The 15,000-nt window shown below is 67.4% G+C and carries 14 protein-coding genes; 11 read left to right on the top strand and 3 right to left on the bottom strand.

Going from position 1 to position 15,000, the window contains the following annotated elements; all coding sequences use genetic code 11:
• Positions 1-4: 4 nt before the first annotated feature.
• The 5 genes from ACE3UA_RS02440 to ACE3UA_RS02420 all read left to right on the top strand — a co-directional run bounded on the left by ACE3UA_RS02440 (position 5) and on the right by ACE3UA_RS02420 (position 6,256).
• Positions 5-1,543 carry an NADH-quinone oxidoreductase subunit M gene (locus ACE3UA_RS02440; protein ID WP_374642159.1) on the top strand — a complete coding sequence of 513 codons (1,539 nt, stop codon included), beginning with the start codon at positions 5-7 and terminating at the stop codon, positions 1,541-1,543.
• Between the two features lie 11 nt (positions 1,544-1,554).
• Positions 1,555-2,991, top strand: coding sequence for an NADH-quinone oxidoreductase subunit NuoN (gene nuoN / locus ACE3UA_RS02435; protein WP_374642157.1), 1,437 nt, complete (start codon positions 1,555-1,557; stop codon positions 2,989-2,991).
• Positions 2,981-3,736 carry a biotin--[acetyl-CoA-carboxylase] ligase gene (locus ACE3UA_RS02430; protein ID WP_374642155.1) on the top strand — a complete coding sequence of 252 codons (756 nt, stop codon included), beginning with the start codon at positions 2,981-2,983 and terminating at the stop codon, positions 3,734-3,736. The genes nuoN and ACE3UA_RS02430 overlap by 11 nt, the downstream gene beginning before the upstream one ends.
• A 73-nt stretch (positions 3,737-3,809) precedes the next feature.
• A complete protein-coding gene (locus tag ACE3UA_RS02425) occupies positions 3,810-4,583 on the top strand; it encodes a type III pantothenate kinase (protein ID WP_197642183.1) in 774 nt (257 codons plus the stop codon).
• Positions 4,580-6,256, top strand: a complete 1,677-nt coding sequence (locus ACE3UA_RS02420; protein ID WP_374642153.1) for a ribonuclease J — start codon at positions 4,580-4,582, stop codon at positions 6,254-6,256. The genes ACE3UA_RS02425 and ACE3UA_RS02420 overlap by 4 nt, the downstream gene beginning before the upstream one ends.
• A gap of 39 nt (positions 6,257-6,295) precedes the next feature.
• On the opposite strand, the gene ACE3UA_RS02415 is transcribed toward ACE3UA_RS02420, so the two are convergent.
• Together ACE3UA_RS02415 and ACE3UA_RS02410 are read right to left on the bottom strand one after the other, a co-directional pair.
• Entirely contained in the window at positions 6,296-7,930 is a 1,635-nt protein-coding gene (locus tag ACE3UA_RS02415; protein ID WP_374642151.1) for a DEAD/DEAH box helicase, read from the bottom strand.
• A 145-nt stretch (positions 7,931-8,075) separates the two neighbouring features.
• Complete coding sequence (locus tag ACE3UA_RS02410; protein ID WP_374642149.1) at positions 8,076-9,671, bottom strand: peptide chain release factor 3; 1,596 nt, start codon at positions 9,669-9,671, stop codon at positions 8,076-8,078.
• A gap of 229 nt (positions 9,672-9,900) precedes the next feature.
• On the opposite strand from ACE3UA_RS02410, the gene ACE3UA_RS02405 reads away from it, so the two are divergent.
• Positions 9,901-10,677, top strand: coding sequence for an SDR family oxidoreductase (locus tag ACE3UA_RS02405; RefSeq protein WP_374642147.1), 777 nt, complete (start codon positions 9,901-9,903; stop codon positions 10,675-10,677).
• A gap of 72 nt (positions 10,678-10,749) precedes the next feature.
• Positions 10,750-11,844, top strand: a complete 1,095-nt coding sequence (locus ACE3UA_RS02400) for an ABC transporter ATP-binding protein (protein WP_374642145.1) — start codon at positions 10,750-10,752, stop codon at positions 11,842-11,844.
• A gap of 87 nt (positions 11,845-11,931) precedes the next feature.
• Here ACE3UA_RS02400 and ACE3UA_RS02395 read toward each other — a convergent pair whose 3' ends face one another.
• Positions 11,932-12,285: a helix-turn-helix transcriptional regulator gene (locus ACE3UA_RS02395; protein WP_374642143.1), complete on the bottom strand. Its 354-nt coding sequence runs from the start codon at positions 12,283-12,285 to the stop codon at positions 11,932-11,934.
• A gap of 166 nt (positions 12,286-12,451) precedes the next feature.
• On the opposite strand from ACE3UA_RS02395, the gene ACE3UA_RS02390 reads away from it, so the two are divergent.
• From ACE3UA_RS02390 to ACE3UA_RS02375, 4 genes are read left to right on the top strand one after another with little or no spacing between them, the layout of a single operon-like run.
• Entirely contained in the window at positions 12,452-12,658 is a 207-nt protein-coding gene (locus ACE3UA_RS02390) for a twin-arginine translocase TatA/TatE family subunit (protein ID WP_374642141.1), read from the top strand.
• A 27-nt stretch (positions 12,659-12,685) separates the two neighbouring features.
• Positions 12,686-13,258: a twin-arginine translocase TatA/TatE family subunit gene (locus ACE3UA_RS02385; RefSeq protein ID WP_374642139.1), complete on the top strand. Its 573-nt coding sequence runs from the start codon at positions 12,686-12,688 to the stop codon at positions 13,256-13,258.
• Complete coding sequence (gene tatC / locus ACE3UA_RS02380) at positions 13,255-14,160, top strand: twin-arginine translocase subunit TatC (RefSeq protein ID WP_374642137.1); 906 nt, start codon at positions 13,255-13,257, stop codon at positions 14,158-14,160. Before ACE3UA_RS02385 ends, tatC begins: the two co-directional genes overlap by 4 nt.
• On the top strand, positions 14,157-14,999 hold the full coding sequence (locus ACE3UA_RS02375) for an ATP-binding protein (protein ID WP_374642135.1): 843 nt from the start codon (positions 14,157-14,159) through the stop codon (positions 14,997-14,999). The genes tatC and ACE3UA_RS02375 overlap by 4 nt, the downstream gene beginning before the upstream one ends.
• Position 15,000: the final 1 nt, after the last annotated feature.

The raw sequence follows: 15,000 nt of genomic DNA, 5'->3' as shown, positions 1-15,000 counted from the left end.
CACAATGGAAAACCAGCTTCTCTCCATCATCACCTTCCTGCCCCTGGTCGCGGCGGTCATCCTTGCGCTCTTCATGCGCGGCGACGATGCGGCGGCGAAGAACGGGGCCCGGTGGCTTGCGCTCTTCACCACCACCGCGACCTTCGTGATCTCGCTCTTCGTGCTGTTCCGCTTCGATCCGTCGAACACCGGCTTCCAGTTCGTCGAGGAACGGGAATGGATCCTGGGCCTGAGCTACCGGATGGGCGTGGACGGGATCTCGGTCCTGTTCGTGATGCTGACCACCTTCCTGATGCCGATCACCATCGCGGCCTGCTGGAGCGTCGAGACCCGGGTCAAGGAGTACATGATCGCCTTCCTGGTGCTGGAGACGCTGATGCTCGGCGTGTTCTGCGCGCTGGACCTGGTGCTGTTCTACCTGTTCTTCGAGGCCGGGCTGATCCCGATGTTCCTGATCATCGGCATCTGGGGCGGCAAGGATCGGATCTACGCCTCCTTCAAGTTCTTCCTCTACACCTTCCTCGGCTCGGTCCTGATGCTGGTCGCGATGATCGCGATGTACATGGACGCGGGCACGACCAACATGGTGCAGCTCCTGACGCATGACTTCGGGTCCGAGACCTTCGGCCTGCTCGGCTTCCAGGTCGTGGGCGGGTTGCAGACCATGCTGTTCCTGGCCTTCTTCGCCAGCTTCGCGGTGAAGATGCCGATGTGGCCGGTCCATACCTGGCTGCCGGACGCCCACGTCCAGGCCCCGACGGCGGGCTCGGTCGTGCTGGCGGCGATCCTGCTGAAGATGGGTGGCTACGGCTTCCTGCGCTTCTCGCTGCCGATGTTCCCGGTCGCCTCGGACCTCCTCAGCCCCCTGGTCTTTTGGCTTTCGGCCATCGCCATCGTCTACACCAGCCTGGTGGCGCTGGCGCAGTCGGACATGAAGAAGCTGATCGCCTATTCCTCGGTCGCGCACATGGGCTATGTCACCATGGGCATCTTCGCGGCGAACCAGCAGGGCGTGGATGGGGCGATCTTCCAGATGCTGAGCCACGGCTTCATCTCGGGCGCGCTCTTCCTTTGCGTCGGCGTGATCTACGACCGGATGCACACCCGCGAGATCGACGCCTATGGCGGCCTGGTGAACCGGATGCCGGCCTATGCGCTGGTGTTCATGTTCTTCACCATGGCCAACGTCGGCCTGCCCGGAACCTCGGGCTTCGTGGGCGAGTTCCTGACCCTGGTCGGCATCTTCCAGGTCAATACCTGGGTCGCCGCCTTCGCCACCACCGGGGTGATCCTCTCGGCCTCCTATGCGCTCTGGCTGTACCGCCGGGTCGTCTTCGGCGACCTGATCAAGGAGGCGCTGAAGTCGATCACCGACATGGACCGCCGCGAGAAGGCGATCTTCGCGCCGCTGATCGCGATGACCCTGATCCTCGGCGTCTATCCCAGCCTTGTGACCGACATCATCGGGCCGTCGGTTTCGGCCCTGGTTACCGACTATCACGCCGCTCTGCCCGCTGACGCGGCCGAGCTGGCCATGCACTGAGGACGCCCGCGATGAGCTCTGCAGATTTCCAGATCCTTCTGCCCGAGATCCTGCTGGCGGGCTATGCCATGGCCACGCTGATGATCGCGGTCTACACCGGCAAGGACCGGCTTGCGCCGATGCTGATGTGGGCGACCTCGGGCCTGTTCGTGGCGCTGGCGCTGTATGTCGGGGCCAGCGGCGAGGGCGCGCGCGCCGCGTTCGGCGGGCTGGTCTCCGACGACCCCTTCGCCCGTTTCGCCAAGGTCACCGTCCTGCTGTCGGCCGCCGCCGTCCTGGTGATGAGCCAGGACTACATGGGCCGGCGCGGGATCCTGCGCTTTGAATATCCGATCCTCGTGACCCTCGCGGTGGTGGGGATGATGGTCATGGTCTCGGCCGCCGACCTGATCACGCTCTACATGGGTCTCGAACTGCAATCCCTGTCGCTTTACGTCCTGGCCGCGATGCGGCGCGACAGCGGCAAGTCCTCGGAAGCGGGGCTGAAGTATTTCGTGCTGGGCTCGCTCTCATCGGGTCTCCTGCTTTACGGGGCCTCGCTGGTCTATGGCTATGCCGGCACCACCCAGTTCGCCGGCATCCTGTCGACGCTGCAGGACGGCGTGCCGCTGGGCCTCCTGTTCGGCCTGGTGTTCATGCTCTCGGGCCTCGCCTTCAAGGTCTCGGCCGCGCCCTTCCACATGTGGACCCCGGACGTCTACGAAGGCTCTCCCACCCCGGTGACGGCCTTCTTCGCCACCGCGCCCAAGGTCGCCGCCATCGCGCTGATCGCGCGGCTGGTGCAGGACGCATTCGGCGGCATCCCCGGCCAGTGGGGCCAGGTGCTGGCGGGGCTCTCGGTCGCCTCGATGTTCCTTGGCGCCGTCGCGGGGATCGGGCAGCGCGACTTCAAGCGGCTGATGGCCTATTCCTCGATCGCGCACATGGGCTATGCGATGATCGGCCTTGCGGTCGGCACCGCCTATGGCGTGCAGGCGGCGCTGATCTACATGGTGATCTATGTCACGATGAACATCGGCACCTTCGCCTTCATCCTCTCGATGGAGCGGGACGGCCGTCCGGTCGCCGACATCAACGGGTTGAACCAGTTCGCGAAGAAGGAACCGCTGAAGGCGCTGGCGATGCTGGTCCTGCTGTTCAGCCTTGCCGGCGTGCCGCCGATGGTCGGCTTCTTCGGCAAGTTCTACGTGCTGAAGGCCGCCGTGGATGCCGGCATGGTCTGGCTTGCGGTGGCGGGGGCGGTGGCCTCGGTGATCGGTGCCTTCTACTACCTGCGCATCGTCTACTACATGTATTTCGGGGCCGAGCAGGACCCGGTCGACAGCCGCATGGCGCCGGTGCAATGGGCGATGCTGGTGGGCGTGGCGGCGATCATGGTGGTCGGCATCGTGAACCTGTTCGGGGTCGAGCCCGCCGCGGCTGTCGCGGCCGAAGCACTTGTCCGCTGAGGCAGGCACCGGGGCAGGGCGGCACATCGCCCTGCCCGAAATCGACAGCAGCAATGCCGAAGGCTTTCGCCGCGCCCCGGCGCTGGCGGGCCCGACCTGGATCACCGCCGGGCTGCAGACCGCCGGGCGCGGCCGCCGGGCCCGGCCTTGGGTCAGCCCGCGCGGCAATTTCCATGGCACCCTCGTCCTGAAACCGTCCGGGCCGCCCGAGCAGGTGGCGCTGCGCTCCTTCGCCGCCGCGCTGGCGCTGCGGGATGCGCTGGTCCGGCTGACCGGCCTGCCCGGCAGTTTCGCGCTGAAATGGCCGAACGACGTGCTGTGCAATGGCGGCAAGCTGGCCGGGATCCTGCTGGAGAGCCAGGGGCTCGGCGGTCCCGACCCGGTCCTCTGCATCGGCATCGGCGTCAACCTGATCGCCGCCCCCGATGCGGCCCAGGTCGAACCCGGAGCCGTCCCGCCCGTCTCGCTGTTGCAGGAAACCGGCCTGCGCATCACGCCCGAGGCCTTTCTCGCCGCCCTCGCCCCCGCCTATGCAAGCCGGGAGGCCACCTTCACGACCGAGGGGTTTGCCCCCCTGCGCAGCGAATGGCTCGCCCATGCCGCCCGCCTGGGCGAAGCGATCCGCGCCCGCACCGGCTCCGTGACCCGCGAAGGCGTGTTCGAGACCATCGACGCCAATGGCAACCTGATCCTGCGCATGTCGCAAGGCCCGGTTGCCATTCCCGCCGCCGAGGTGTTCTTTTGACCCGACCCGCGCCGGTGTCTAAAATTTTTCCAGAAAAATTTTAGACACCTTTGTCCCGAGAAAGACCCCGCCCATGCTTCTCGCCATCGACTGCGGCAATACCAACACCGTCTTCTCGATCTGGGACGGCAGCCGTTTCCTTGCCACCTGGCGCATCGCCACCGACCACCGGCGCACGGCGGATGAATATTTCGTCTGGCTCTCCAGCCTGATGGCGATCCGCAAGGTCGAGGCCGAGATCACCGAGGCGATCATCTCCTCGACCGTGCCGCGGGTGGTGTTCAACCTGCGCGTCCTCTGCGACCGCTATTTCAACTGCCGCCCGCTGGTGGTGGGCAAGCCCGACTGCCGCCTGCCGGTGGCGCCGAGGGTGGACCAGGGCACGACGGTCGGTCCCGACCGGCTGGTCAACACGGTCGCCGGCTTCGCGCGGCATGGCGGCGACCTGATCGTCGTCGACTTCGGCACCGCCACCACCTTCGACGTGGTGGACAGCGACGGCGCCTATGTCGGCGGGGTGATCGCGCCGGGGGTGAACCTCAGCCTCGAGGCGCTGCACATGGCCGCCGCCGCCCTGCCGCATATCGACGTGGCCAGGCCCGCGCGCGCCATCGGCACGAATACGGTGGCCTGCATGCAGTCCGGTGTGTATTGGGGCTATGTCGGCCTGGTCGAGGGCATCGTGCGCGAAATCCGGCGGGAGCGCGAGCGGCCGACGAAAGTTATCGCGACCGGAGGGCTTGCCAGCCTTTTCGCCCAAGGAACCGAGCTATTTCATCAGATCGAGGACGACCTGACCATGCATGGCCTCGTCCTGATCAACGCCTACAACAAGGAAAACCCATGAGCGCGAACCGACTGATCTACCTTCCCCTCGGTGGCGCCGGCGAGATCGGCATGAACTCCTATGTCTACGGCTACGGGCCGCGGGGGAAGGAACGGCTGATCCTGGTCGATACGGGCGTAGCCTTCCCGGACATGGACAGCTCGCCCGGGGTCGATCTGATCATGGCGGATGTCTCCTGGCTGCATGACAAGCTGGACCGCCTGGAAGCGATCTTCATCACCCATGCGCACGAGGACCATATCGGCGCGCTGCCGCATCTCTGGCCCGAACTGGGCAAGACGGTCTATTGCCGCCGTTTCACCGCCACGATCGGCCGGCTGAAGTTCGAGGAGGCGGGCCTGCCCGTCGACCAGATCGTCACGGTCGAGCCGCGCCCCGCCACGGTCGAGGCCGGCCTCTTCAAGGTGCAGTTCGTCCCGGTCAGCCATTCGATCCCCGAATCCTCGGCGCTGGTGATCGACACGCCGGCGGGCCGCATCTTCCATTCCGCCGATTTCAAGATCGACCACAGCCCGGTGGTGGGCGAGGCCTGGGATGACGCCCGCATCGCCGAGATCGTGGCCGAGCGCCCCGTGAAGGCGATGACCTGCGATTCCACCAACGTCTTCTCCACCCACGCGGGCCGGTCCGAGGCCACCCTGGCCGAACCGTTGACCGAGCTGATCCGCGGCTGCACCGGCATGGTGGTGGCGACGACCTTCGGCTCGAACGTCGCCCGGCTGAAGACCCTGGCCGAGGCCGGACGCGCGGCCGACCGCACGATCTGCGTCCTGGGCCGCTCGATGAAGCGGATGCTTGCGGCATCGGAAGAGGCGGCGGTGCTGTCGGGCTTTCCCCGGACCGTCACGCCCGAGGAGGCGCTGGAAGTGCCGCGCCGCAACCTGATGCTGCTGGTCACCGGCAGCCAGGGCGAGCGCCGCGCCGCCAGTGCGCAGCTGTCGCGCGGCAAGTATCTCGGGCTGGAGATGAAGGAGGGGGACACGTTCCTGTTCTCCTCGAAGACCATCCCCGGCAACGAGCGCGACGTGCTGCGGGTCTGGAACGCGTTCTCCGAGATGGGCGTGCAGGTGATCGACGACCAGGGCGGCAAGTATCACGTCTCGGGCCATGCCAACCGCCCTGACCTGGAGCATGTGCACCGGCTGATCCTGCCCGACATGCTGATCCCGATGCATGGCGAGCATCGGCATCTGGCCGAACATGTCCGCATCGCCACCGAATCCGGGATCGCGGCGGCGGTGGCGCCGAACGGGACGATGCTGGACCTGACCGGCGACGTCCCCGAGGTGGCCGAATACATCGAGACCGGCCGGATCTACCTGGACGGCACCGCGATGGTCGGGGCCCTGGACGGGGTGGTCCGCGACCGGATCCGCATGGCGCTGAACGGGCATGTGCTGGTCACGCTGATCCTGGACGAGGGCGACGAGCCGATGGGCGAGCCCTGGGTCGAGATCATGGGCCTTCCCCCGGTCGGGCGGGGCGAGCGGCCGCTGGCCGAGACGCTGGAGGCCGACCTCGCGCAGGTGATCGACCGGCTGGGCCGCAAGATCCTTGGCGACGACGACAAGCTCGAGGAGGAACTTCGCCGCGTCGTGCGCCAGATCTCGGTCGAGGAGATCGGCAAGAAGCCCGAGGTCACGGTGGTGATCAGCCGGCTGGTGGCGGAATAGCGCGAAAGAATAGGCCCCGCAGCGCGGGGCCTTCTCGTCTCAGCCTTCCGTGCCGGCCGGGATGGTCTCCTCGATCTCATCCTTCTGAGCGGGCTTCAGGGCGAAGCTGCGCAGGATGAAATCGGGCACATGGTCGCCCATGCCGATCACCGCCGGGCCAAGGTCGCGGTCGCGGCGCTGGTCGCGGCGGTCGTCCCGACGCTCCTCGCGCGGCTCGCGGCGCTCCTGACGCTCTTCCCGGGATTCGGGCCGGGGCTCGGACCGAGTCTCGCGACGTTCGCCCCGCTCCTCGCGCGGCTCGCGGCGCTCGTCGCGGCGGCGCGGCTCGCGGCGTTCCTCGCGCGGGGTCTCCTCCACGGCCGCCGGGGCTTTCGGGGCGGCGACCAGCGGCTCCATCGGGGCCACTTCGTCATGGGCCTTGACCGGACGCTCGCGCTCACGCTCGCGGCCGCGGGGGCTGCGTTCGCGGGTCTTGCGCTCGTCCCGCGGGCGGTCGGGCTTGCCCTCGCGAGTGTCGGGCTCAAAGCCCTCGGGCAGGGGACCGCGCGGGATTTCCGACTTGATCAGGCTCTCGATCGCCTTCAGGTATTTCTCGTCCGAGGGCACCGAGATGGTGAAGGCCTTGCCCAGACGCCCCGCGCGGCCGGTGCGGCCGATGCGGTGGACGTAATCCTCGGGGTGGCTCGGCACGTCGAAGTTGAAGACGTGGCTGACGGCCGGAATGTCGAGACCCCGCGCCGCCACATCCGAGGCGACCAGCAGGTGCAGCGTCCCGTCGCGGAAGGCGTCCAGCGTCTTCATCCGCTGCGATTGTTCCAGGTCGCCATGGATCGGCGCGGCATTGAAGCCATGCGATTTCAGCGACTTGGCCACCACGTCCACATCCATCTTCCGGTTGCAGAAGATGATCGCATTGGTGCAGGCCTCGCCCTCGGCGCGGATCAGCGCCCGCAGGCAGGCGCGCTTGTCGCCAAAGCTGCGGTCCTTGCGCAGCGGCTTCACCTCGATCAGGCTTTGCGTGATCGTGGTCGAGGTCGTCGCCTGCCGCGCAACCTCGATCCGGGCGGGATTGGTCAGGAAGGTATTGGTGATCCGCTCGATCTCGGGCGCCATGGTGGCGCTGTAGAACATGGTCTGGCGGGTGAAGGGGGTCAGCTGGAAGATGCGCTCGATATCCGGGATGAAGCCCATGTCGAGCATCCGGTCGGCCTCGTCCACCACCATGATCTGCACGCCGGTCAGCAGCAGCTTGCCGCGTTCGAAATGGTCCAGCAGGCGGCCGGGCGTGGCGATCAGCACGTCGACGCCGCGGTCGATCAGCTTGTCCTGTTCGCCGAAGGCGACGCCGCCGATCAAAAGGGCCTTGGTCAGCTTGGTATGCTTGGCGTAGATGTCGAAGTTCTCGGCCACCTGGGCGGCCAGTTCCCGCGTCGGCGCCAGCACCAGGCTGCGCGGCATCCGGGCGCGGGCGCGGCCCTGGCCCAGCAGCGTGATCATCGGCAGGGTGAAGCTGGCGGTCTTGCCGGTGCCGGTCTGGGCGATGCCAAGGACATCACGGCCCTTCAGCGCCTCGGGGATGGCCTGGGCCTGGATCGGGGTCGGGGTCTCGTAGCCGGCTTCGGTGATGGCTTGAAGCACGCGCGGGTCCAGCGCGAGGTCGGAGAATTTGGTCATGAGCGTCCTAATGGATGCGGTATCGGACCGCATGGATTATGGGACGCAAGTTTCCGGGCGCCCCGGCGTCTCGGCCCGTTTTGGCCGCAATTGGCCCTTATCGCAAATGCGCGGAAGGGTCAAGGCAGCGGGGAAGGGGTCGGCCTCAGGCCATCATCTCCTTGGTCGCGGTCAGCCTGACGCCGGGATAGTCGCGGACCACCCGGTCGATGTCCCACTGCAGGCGGGTCAGGAACACCAGGTCCCCGTCGCTGTCATGCGCGATATGGCCCTTGTTCACCGCGACCAGCTTCTCGATCTCGGTCTTGTCGCCGGAAATCCAGCGGGCCGAGACGAAGTTCGAGCCCTCGAAGCGGACGGGCAGCGAATATTCCATCTCGATCCGGCTGGCCAGCACGTCGAACTGCAGGGCCCCCACGACGCCGACGATATAGCCCGAGCCGATCATCGGCTTGAACACCTTGGCGGCCCCTTCCTCGGCGAACTGGGTCAGGGCCTTTTCCAGATGCTTGGCCTTCATCGGGTCCAGCGCGCGGATGGTCTGCAGAAGCTCCGGCGCGAAGGAGGGGATGCCGGTGAAACGCAGCGACTCGCCCTCGGTCAGGGCGTCGCCGATGCGCAACTGGCCGTGGTTCGGGATGCCGATGATGTCGCCGGCCCAGGCCTCCTCGGCCAGCTCGCGGTCGGCGGCAAGGAACAGGACCGGGTTGGTGATCGACATCGGCTTCTTCGAGCGGACGTGATGCAGCTTCATCCCGCGCTCGAAATGGCCCGAGGCGAGGCGGACGAAGGCCACCCGGTCGCGGTGTTTCGGGTCCATGTTGGCCTGGACCTTGAAGACGAAGCCGGTGACGGCGGGTTCGGCGGGGTCGACCTGCCGCTCGGCCGCCTTCTGCGGCTCGGGCTCCGGCCCGAATTCGCCGATTCCGTCCATCAACTCCTTCACGCCGAAGGAGTTGATCGCCGAGCCGAACCAGATCGGCGTCATCGAGCCGTTGAGGAAGGCCGCGCGGTCGAAGGCGGGCAGGAGTTCCCGCGCCATCTCCAGCTCTTCGTGGAACTTCTGCAAAAGGTCGGCGGGGATGTGTTCGGCCAGTCTCGGGTCGTCCACGCCGCTGATCTGGATCGATTCCGCGATCCTGTTGCGGTCGGCGCGGTCCATGATCTCCAGCCGGTCGTGCAGAAGGTCATAGGCGCCGACGAAATCCCGGCCCGAGCCGATCGGCCAGCTTGCCGGGGTCACGTCGATCGCCAGGTTCTCCTGGATCTCGTCGATGATCTCGAACGTGTCGCGGGCCTCGCGGTCCATCTTGTTGCAGAAGGTCAGGATCGGCAGGTCGCGCAGCCGGCAGACCTCGAACAGCTTGCGGGTCTGGCTTTCCACCCCCTTGGCCCCGTCGATCACCATGATCGCGGCATCGACGGCGGTCAGCGTGCGGTAGGTGTCCTCGGAAAAGTCGCTGTGGCCGGGCGTGTCCACCAGGTTGAAGCGATACTGCCGGAAATCGAAGGACATGGCGCTGGCCGAGACCGAGATGCCCCGGTCCTGCTCCATCTTCAGGAAGTCCGAGCGCGTGCGCCGCGCCTCGCCCTTGGCGCGGACCTGGCCGGCCATCTGGATCGCGCCGCCGAACAGCAGGAACTTTTCGGTCAGCGTGGTCTTGCCCGCGTCGGGGTGCGCGATGATCGCGAAGGTCCGGCGGCGGGCGATTTCGGGGGGCAGGGGGGCGCGGTTCGACATGGGGCTTCCCATAGCCTGCGCCGGGCCGCGCCGCAAGAAAGCCGGACGGATTTCGAATCCCGCGCCGGCGCGCGAAGACCTTTCCTCTCGTCGTCGGACCTCGCCGCCTCCTCCGACATCGGGGCTCGGGGGCCGGGGTGCTTCCCCTCAAACCGCCAGCAGGAAGATGCGGGCGCTTGCCCTTGGGCTTTCGGCTGCTAGGCTTGGGGAAAATGCGGGAGGATAGCGGATGGATCTGCGGATCAGGGGAAAGCGGGCGCTGGTCTGCGCATCGTCGAAAGGGCTGGGCCGGGGCTGTGCCGAGGCCCTGGCCGAGGCCGGGGTCGATCTGGTGATGAACGCCCGTGGCGCCGAGGCGCTGGAGGCGACGGCGGCCGGGATCCGGGCGAAATCCGGGGTGGACGTGGTCGCGGTCGCGGGCGACATCACCACCGAGGCGGGCCGGGCGGCGGTGCTGGCGCATGGTCCCTTCGACATCCTGGTCACCAATGCGGGCGGGCCGCCCCCCGGCATGTGGTCGGACTGGAGCCGCGAGGATTTCATCAAGGCGCTGGACGCCAACATGCTGACGCCGATCGCGCTGATGCAGGCGGTCCTGCCGGGGATGATGGCGCAAGGCTGGGGGCGGGTGGTGAACATCACCAGCGTTTCGGTCAAGGCGCCGGTCTCGGTGCTGGGCCTGTCGAATTCGGCCCGGACGGGGCTGACCGGCTTTGTCGCCGGAACCGCGCGGCAGGTGGCGGGCAAGGGTGTGACGATCAACAACCTTCTGCCCGGCATCCATGCCACCGACCGGGCCGTCGCGCTGGATCAGGGCGTGATGAAGGCCCGCGGGATCAGCATGGAGGAGGCCTTTGCCGAACGCGCCGCCACGATCCCGGCCGGGCGCTATGGCACGCCGGAGGAGTTCGGGGCGGCCTGCGCCTTCCTTTGCTCGCAGCACGCCGGGTTCATCGTCGGGCAGAACATCCTGCTGGATGGCGGGGCCACGAACACCACCTTCTGACCTTGCGGGCCTGCGACCTTGCCGGGGGGGAGCGGCGCTGCTAGGAAAGCCCGAGGAATTTCCACGGGTTTCATGCCGGACAGCACTCCCCTTCGTCTCGAGGTCACGCATCTGAGCCGCGCTTTCGGCGGGCGGCGGGTGGTGGATGACGTGACGCTGACCGTGGCGGCGGGGCAGGTGACCTGCCTTCTCGGCCCCTCGGGCTGCGGCAAGTCCACCACGCTGCGGATCATCGCGGGGGTGGAGCGGACCGACCAGGGCGAGGTGCGGATCGACGGCCGGCTGGTCGAAGGGCCGGGGGTGCATGTCCCGCCCGAGGCGCGCTCGGTCGGGCTGATGTTCCAGGATTTCGCGCTGTTCCCGCATCTGACGGTGGCTGAGAATGTGGGCTTCGGCCTGCGCGCCGATCGGGCGCGGAAGGCGCAGCGCATCGGGGAACTGCTTGAAAAGGTGGACCTTTCCGGCTTCGGCCAGAAGCACCCGCACGAACTTTCGGGCGGCGAGCAGCAGCGTGTCGCGCTGGCGCGGGCTTTGGCGCCGCGTCCTTGCGTGATGCTGATGGACGAGCCCTTCTCGGGCCTGGACAACCGGCTGCGCGACGGGATCCGCGACCGGACGCTGGAGCTTCTGAAGGAGGAGGGCACGGCGGTCCTTCTGGTCACGCACGAGCCGGACGAGGCGATGCGGATGGCCGACGAGATCGCGCTGATGCGGCAGGGCCGGATCGTGCAGAAGGGCGCGCCCTACAATGTCTACAACGCCCCGGTGGACAAGGCGGCGGCGGCTTTCTTCAGCGATATCAACGTGATCCAGGGCATTTCGCGTGGGGCGCTGACCGAAACGCCCTTTGGCGCCTTCCTGACGCCGGGCCATGCCGACGGGGCCGAGGTCGAGATCGTGATCCGGCCGCAGCACCTGCGCATCGACTTCGATCGCGGCGGGCGGGGGCCCAATCCGACGCCCGAGGACGGCACGCCCGCCCGGGGAACCGTGCTGCGCAGCCGCTATCTGGGCCGCGAGAGCCTGGTCGATTTCTCGATGGATTTCGAGGGGGCGAAGCTGACCGCCTCTGTGCCTGGGGTGTTCCTGCCGAAGCCGGGGACGGTCCTGTGGCTGATGATCCGGCGCGACCGCTGCTTTGTCTTCGGAGCGCATGGCAGGGGCTGAGGCCGCGAAACGCCGGGCTGGTCTCCGTCTGGCAAGCGTCTGGCAAGCGTATGGCACCTGTCGGGCGGCGAATCGGCCCCCGGATGATCAGCCATCGGTCCCGATTCCCGACTGCGGCAGGAGGGTGGCGATCTTGTACAAGAGGCTCCGCGCCGCCCTGGCCCTGGGATTGCCCTCCTCGCCGACATGGCGCAGCCCCTCGACCAGGGCCTCCAGCTCGTCCGGGGTCAGCATGGTCGGGGGCAGCATCAGCGGCGAGCGCAGGATGTAGCCCAGGCCCCGCTCGCCGGTTACCGGCAGGCCGGTGGCGGCCAGCATCTCCATGTCGCGCCAGATCGTGCGGGTCGAGACGCCCAGCCGCTCTGCCAGTTCGGCCGCGGTGTGCAGCCGCCCGTCCCGCAGCACCTGGACGATGTCGTAGAGCCGGGCGTCGCGCTTCATGGTCCTGGCCTTGGCTGGGCAGGATCGCCCGCCTTACTGACAAAATACTGTCAGTAGAGCGGGAGGCGCAAGTCGCTTGGCCCTTGGAAGCGGGGGGCCATCCGCCATATTGGGATGCAGTCAGGATGGATGCCCGCGTGATGCGGGACTTTACAGGAGAACCACCATGCACGCTCCGGGACCAATGCAGCTTCTGCTGATCGCCATCGTCCTTCTGGTGCTGTTTGGCCGCGGCAAGATCGCCTCGATGATGGGCGAGGTCGGCAAGGGCATCACCGCCTTCAAGAAGGGCGTGAAGGAAGGCAGCGACGAGATCGAGAAGGCCGCGGCCGACAGCGCCAAGGACGTCACCCCCGAGAAGGACAAGGCCTGATCCGACCGATCCTTCGGGAGGGAGAAGATGGACTTCAGCTGGTCCGAGATGATGCTGGTCGGGATCGTCGCGTTGATCGTGATCGGTCCCAAGGACCTGCCGGGCATGTTCCGCGAACTGGGCCGGATCACGGCCAAGATACGCTCGATGGGGCGCGAGTTCAGCCGTGCCATGGAGCAGGCGGCGAAGGAAACGGGCGTCAAGGACGTGACCGACGGTCTCAAGGCGGTCTCCAACCCCGCCGGGGCGGGGCTGGATGCGGTGAAATCGGCCGCCGACCGTTTCGAGAAATGGGATCCGCTGAAGAATCCGGCCAAGACGACGCCTGCACCGCAGACGGTTGCGGCGGTGACGGCAGCGGCGCCCGCGGCGGAAATGACGCTGGCGGCAGAACCCGCCGCGCCGGCGCCGGGCCCCGCCACGGCTGAACTGGCCCGGAAGCAGGCGGCGCGCAAGGCGGTGGCCGAGGAAGCGGCGGCGAAGATGCGGGCCATCGGCGCGGGCGCGGCCGTGGCGGAGGCGGGTCCCGCCGAACCTGCGCCGAAGAAGGCGGGCCGGGTCCGCAAGAAGGCCGACAAGACCGCAGGGGACCCGGCATGAGCGCCAAGAACGAGATCGACGACAGCTCGGCCCCGCTGGTCGAGCATCTGGCCGAGTTGCGCAACCGCCTGATCTGGTCGGTCGGCGCCTTCCTGGTCGCGATGGTGCTGTGCTTCATCGTGGCCGAGCCCATCCTCGACTTCATGCTGGCCCCGATCGAGGAAGCCATGCGCGCGCTGGGCAACCCGAACCCGGTGATGCAATACACCGCGCCGCAGGAATACTTCTTCACGCTGATGCATATCGCGATGGTGGGCGGGCTGATGCTCAGCTTTCCGGTCATCGCCTACCAGCTGTGGCGCTTTGTGGCGCCGGGTCTTTACCGCAGCGAGAAGCAGGCCTTCCTGCCGTTCCTGATCGCCTCGCCGCTCTTGTTCGCCATTGGCGGCGCCTTCGCGCATTTCATCGTGACGCCGATGGCGATGCAGTTCTTCCTGGGCTACGCCGACAGCGCCTCGATCCTGACCGCGCTGATTCCCAGCTTTGGCGAAGTGCCCGGCGATGCCGTGGTCGCGGCCCCGGCGGCGGCATCCAAGGGCATCGACATCGTCTTCCAGGGCAAGGTGAACGAGACGCTGGACATCAGCCTCAAGCTGATCCTGGCCTTTGGCCTGTGCTTCCAGTTGCCGGTGCTGCTGACGCTGATGGGCAAGGCCGGGCTGGCGAGTTCGGCGGGCCTGGCGGGGATGCGGCGCTATGCGATCGTCGTCATCCTGTTCGTGGCCGCGCTGGTGACGCCGCCCGACATCATGAGCCAGCTGATCCTCTTTGCCTGCATCTACCCGCTTTACGAGGTGTCGATCTTCCTGATCCGGCGGATCGAGAAGCGCCGCGAGGCCGAGTTGCGCGCCGAAGGCCTTTGGGTCGAGGACACCGACGGAGACACGGAGACCAAGGCGTGATCGACGACCCCCTGGAACGGATCGCGGCGGCGCTGGAGCGTCTGGCCCCCGCGCCGATGCCCGCGCCCGATTTCGCCGCCGAGGCCTTTGTCTGGCATACCGCGCCCGACCGGCTGGACCCGGTGGCCCATGTCAGCCGCGTGGACCTGTCGCTTCTGGTGGGCGTCAACCGCTCGCGCGATACGCTCATGGCGAACACCCGGCATTTCGCGGCCGGGCTGCCGGCGAACAACGCGCTGCTCTGGGGCGCGCGGGGGATGGGGAAATCCAGCCTCGTCAAGGCCGTCCACGCCCAGGTCCGGGCCGAGGGGCATGACCTGAAGATCGTGGAACTGTCGCGCGAGGACCTGCCGTCGGTCCAGCGCCTGCTGGCGCATCTGCGCGCCGCGCCGCATCGCTTTCTGCTGTTCTGCGACGACCTGTCGTTCAGCCATGACGACCAGCATTACAAAAGCCTGAAGGCGGTGCTGGATGGCGGGATCGAGGGGCGGCCGGAGAACGTGCTGTTCTACGCCACCTCGAACCGCCGCCACCTGATGCCGCGCGACATGATCGAGAACGAACGCTCGACCGCGATCAATCCCGGCGAGGCGGTGGAGGAGAAGGTCTCGCTGTCGGACCGTTTCGGCTTGTGGCTGGGCTTCCATCCCTGCACCCAGGACGAATACCTGGAGATGATCCGGGGCTATTGCGCCGCGCATGGGGTCGAGGTGCCCGAGGAACGGCTGCATGCCGAGGCGGTGGAGTGGCAGGCGACGCGGGGCGGGCGGTCGGGCCGGGTGGCCTGGCAGTTCTTCTGCGACCTCGCCGCGCGCGAAGGGGTGCGGATTCGGGCCTGAG

The sequence above is a fragment of the Tabrizicola sp. genome (assembly GCF_041919135.1).
In the GTDB taxonomy this organism is placed as follows: Bacteria; Pseudomonadota; Alphaproteobacteria; order Rhodobacterales; family Rhodobacteraceae; genus Tabrizicola.
This window is presented reverse-complemented; position numbering and strand designations above follow the sequence as displayed.

Bases quoted from the DNA above. Each gene is read 5' to 3' on its own strand.
- ACE3UA_RS02440 (WP_374642159.1), top strand. From the start codon at position 5: ATGGAAAACCAGCTTCTCTCCATCATCACCTTCCTGCCCCTGGTCGCG.
- nuoN (WP_374642157.1), top strand. From the start codon at position 1,555: ATGAGCTCTGCAGATTTCCAGATCCTTCTGCCCGAGATCCTGCTGGCG.
- ACE3UA_RS02425 (WP_197642183.1), top strand. From the start codon at position 3,810: ATGCTTCTCGCCATCGACTGCGGCAATACCAACACCGTCTTCTCGATC.
- ACE3UA_RS02420 (WP_374642153.1), top strand. From the start codon at position 4,580: ATGAGCGCGAACCGACTGATCTACCTTCCCCTCGGTGGCGCCGGCGAG.
- ACE3UA_RS02415 (WP_374642151.1), bottom strand. From the start codon at position 7,930: ATGACCAAATTCTCCGACCTCGCGCTGGACCCGCGCGTGCTTCAAGCC.
- ACE3UA_RS02410 (WP_374642149.1), bottom strand. From the start codon at position 9,671: ATGTCGAACCGCGCCCCCCTGCCCCCCGAAATCGCCCGCCGCCGGACC.
- ACE3UA_RS02405 (WP_374642147.1), top strand. From the start codon at position 9,901: ATGGATCTGCGGATCAGGGGAAAGCGGGCGCTGGTCTGCGCATCGTCG.
- ACE3UA_RS02400 (WP_374642145.1), top strand. From the start codon at position 10,750: ATGCCGGACAGCACTCCCCTTCGTCTCGAGGTCACGCATCTGAGCCGC.
- ACE3UA_RS02395 (WP_374642143.1), bottom strand. From the start codon at position 12,285: ATGAAGCGCGACGCCCGGCTCTACGACATCGTCCAGGTGCTGCGGGAC.
- ACE3UA_RS02390 (WP_374642141.1), top strand. From the start codon at position 12,452: ATGCACGCTCCGGGACCAATGCAGCTTCTGCTGATCGCCATCGTCCTT.
- ACE3UA_RS02385 (WP_374642139.1), top strand. From the start codon at position 12,686: ATGGACTTCAGCTGGTCCGAGATGATGCTGGTCGGGATCGTCGCGTTG.
- tatC (WP_374642137.1), top strand. From the start codon at position 13,255: ATGAGCGCCAAGAACGAGATCGACGACAGCTCGGCCCCGCTGGTCGAG.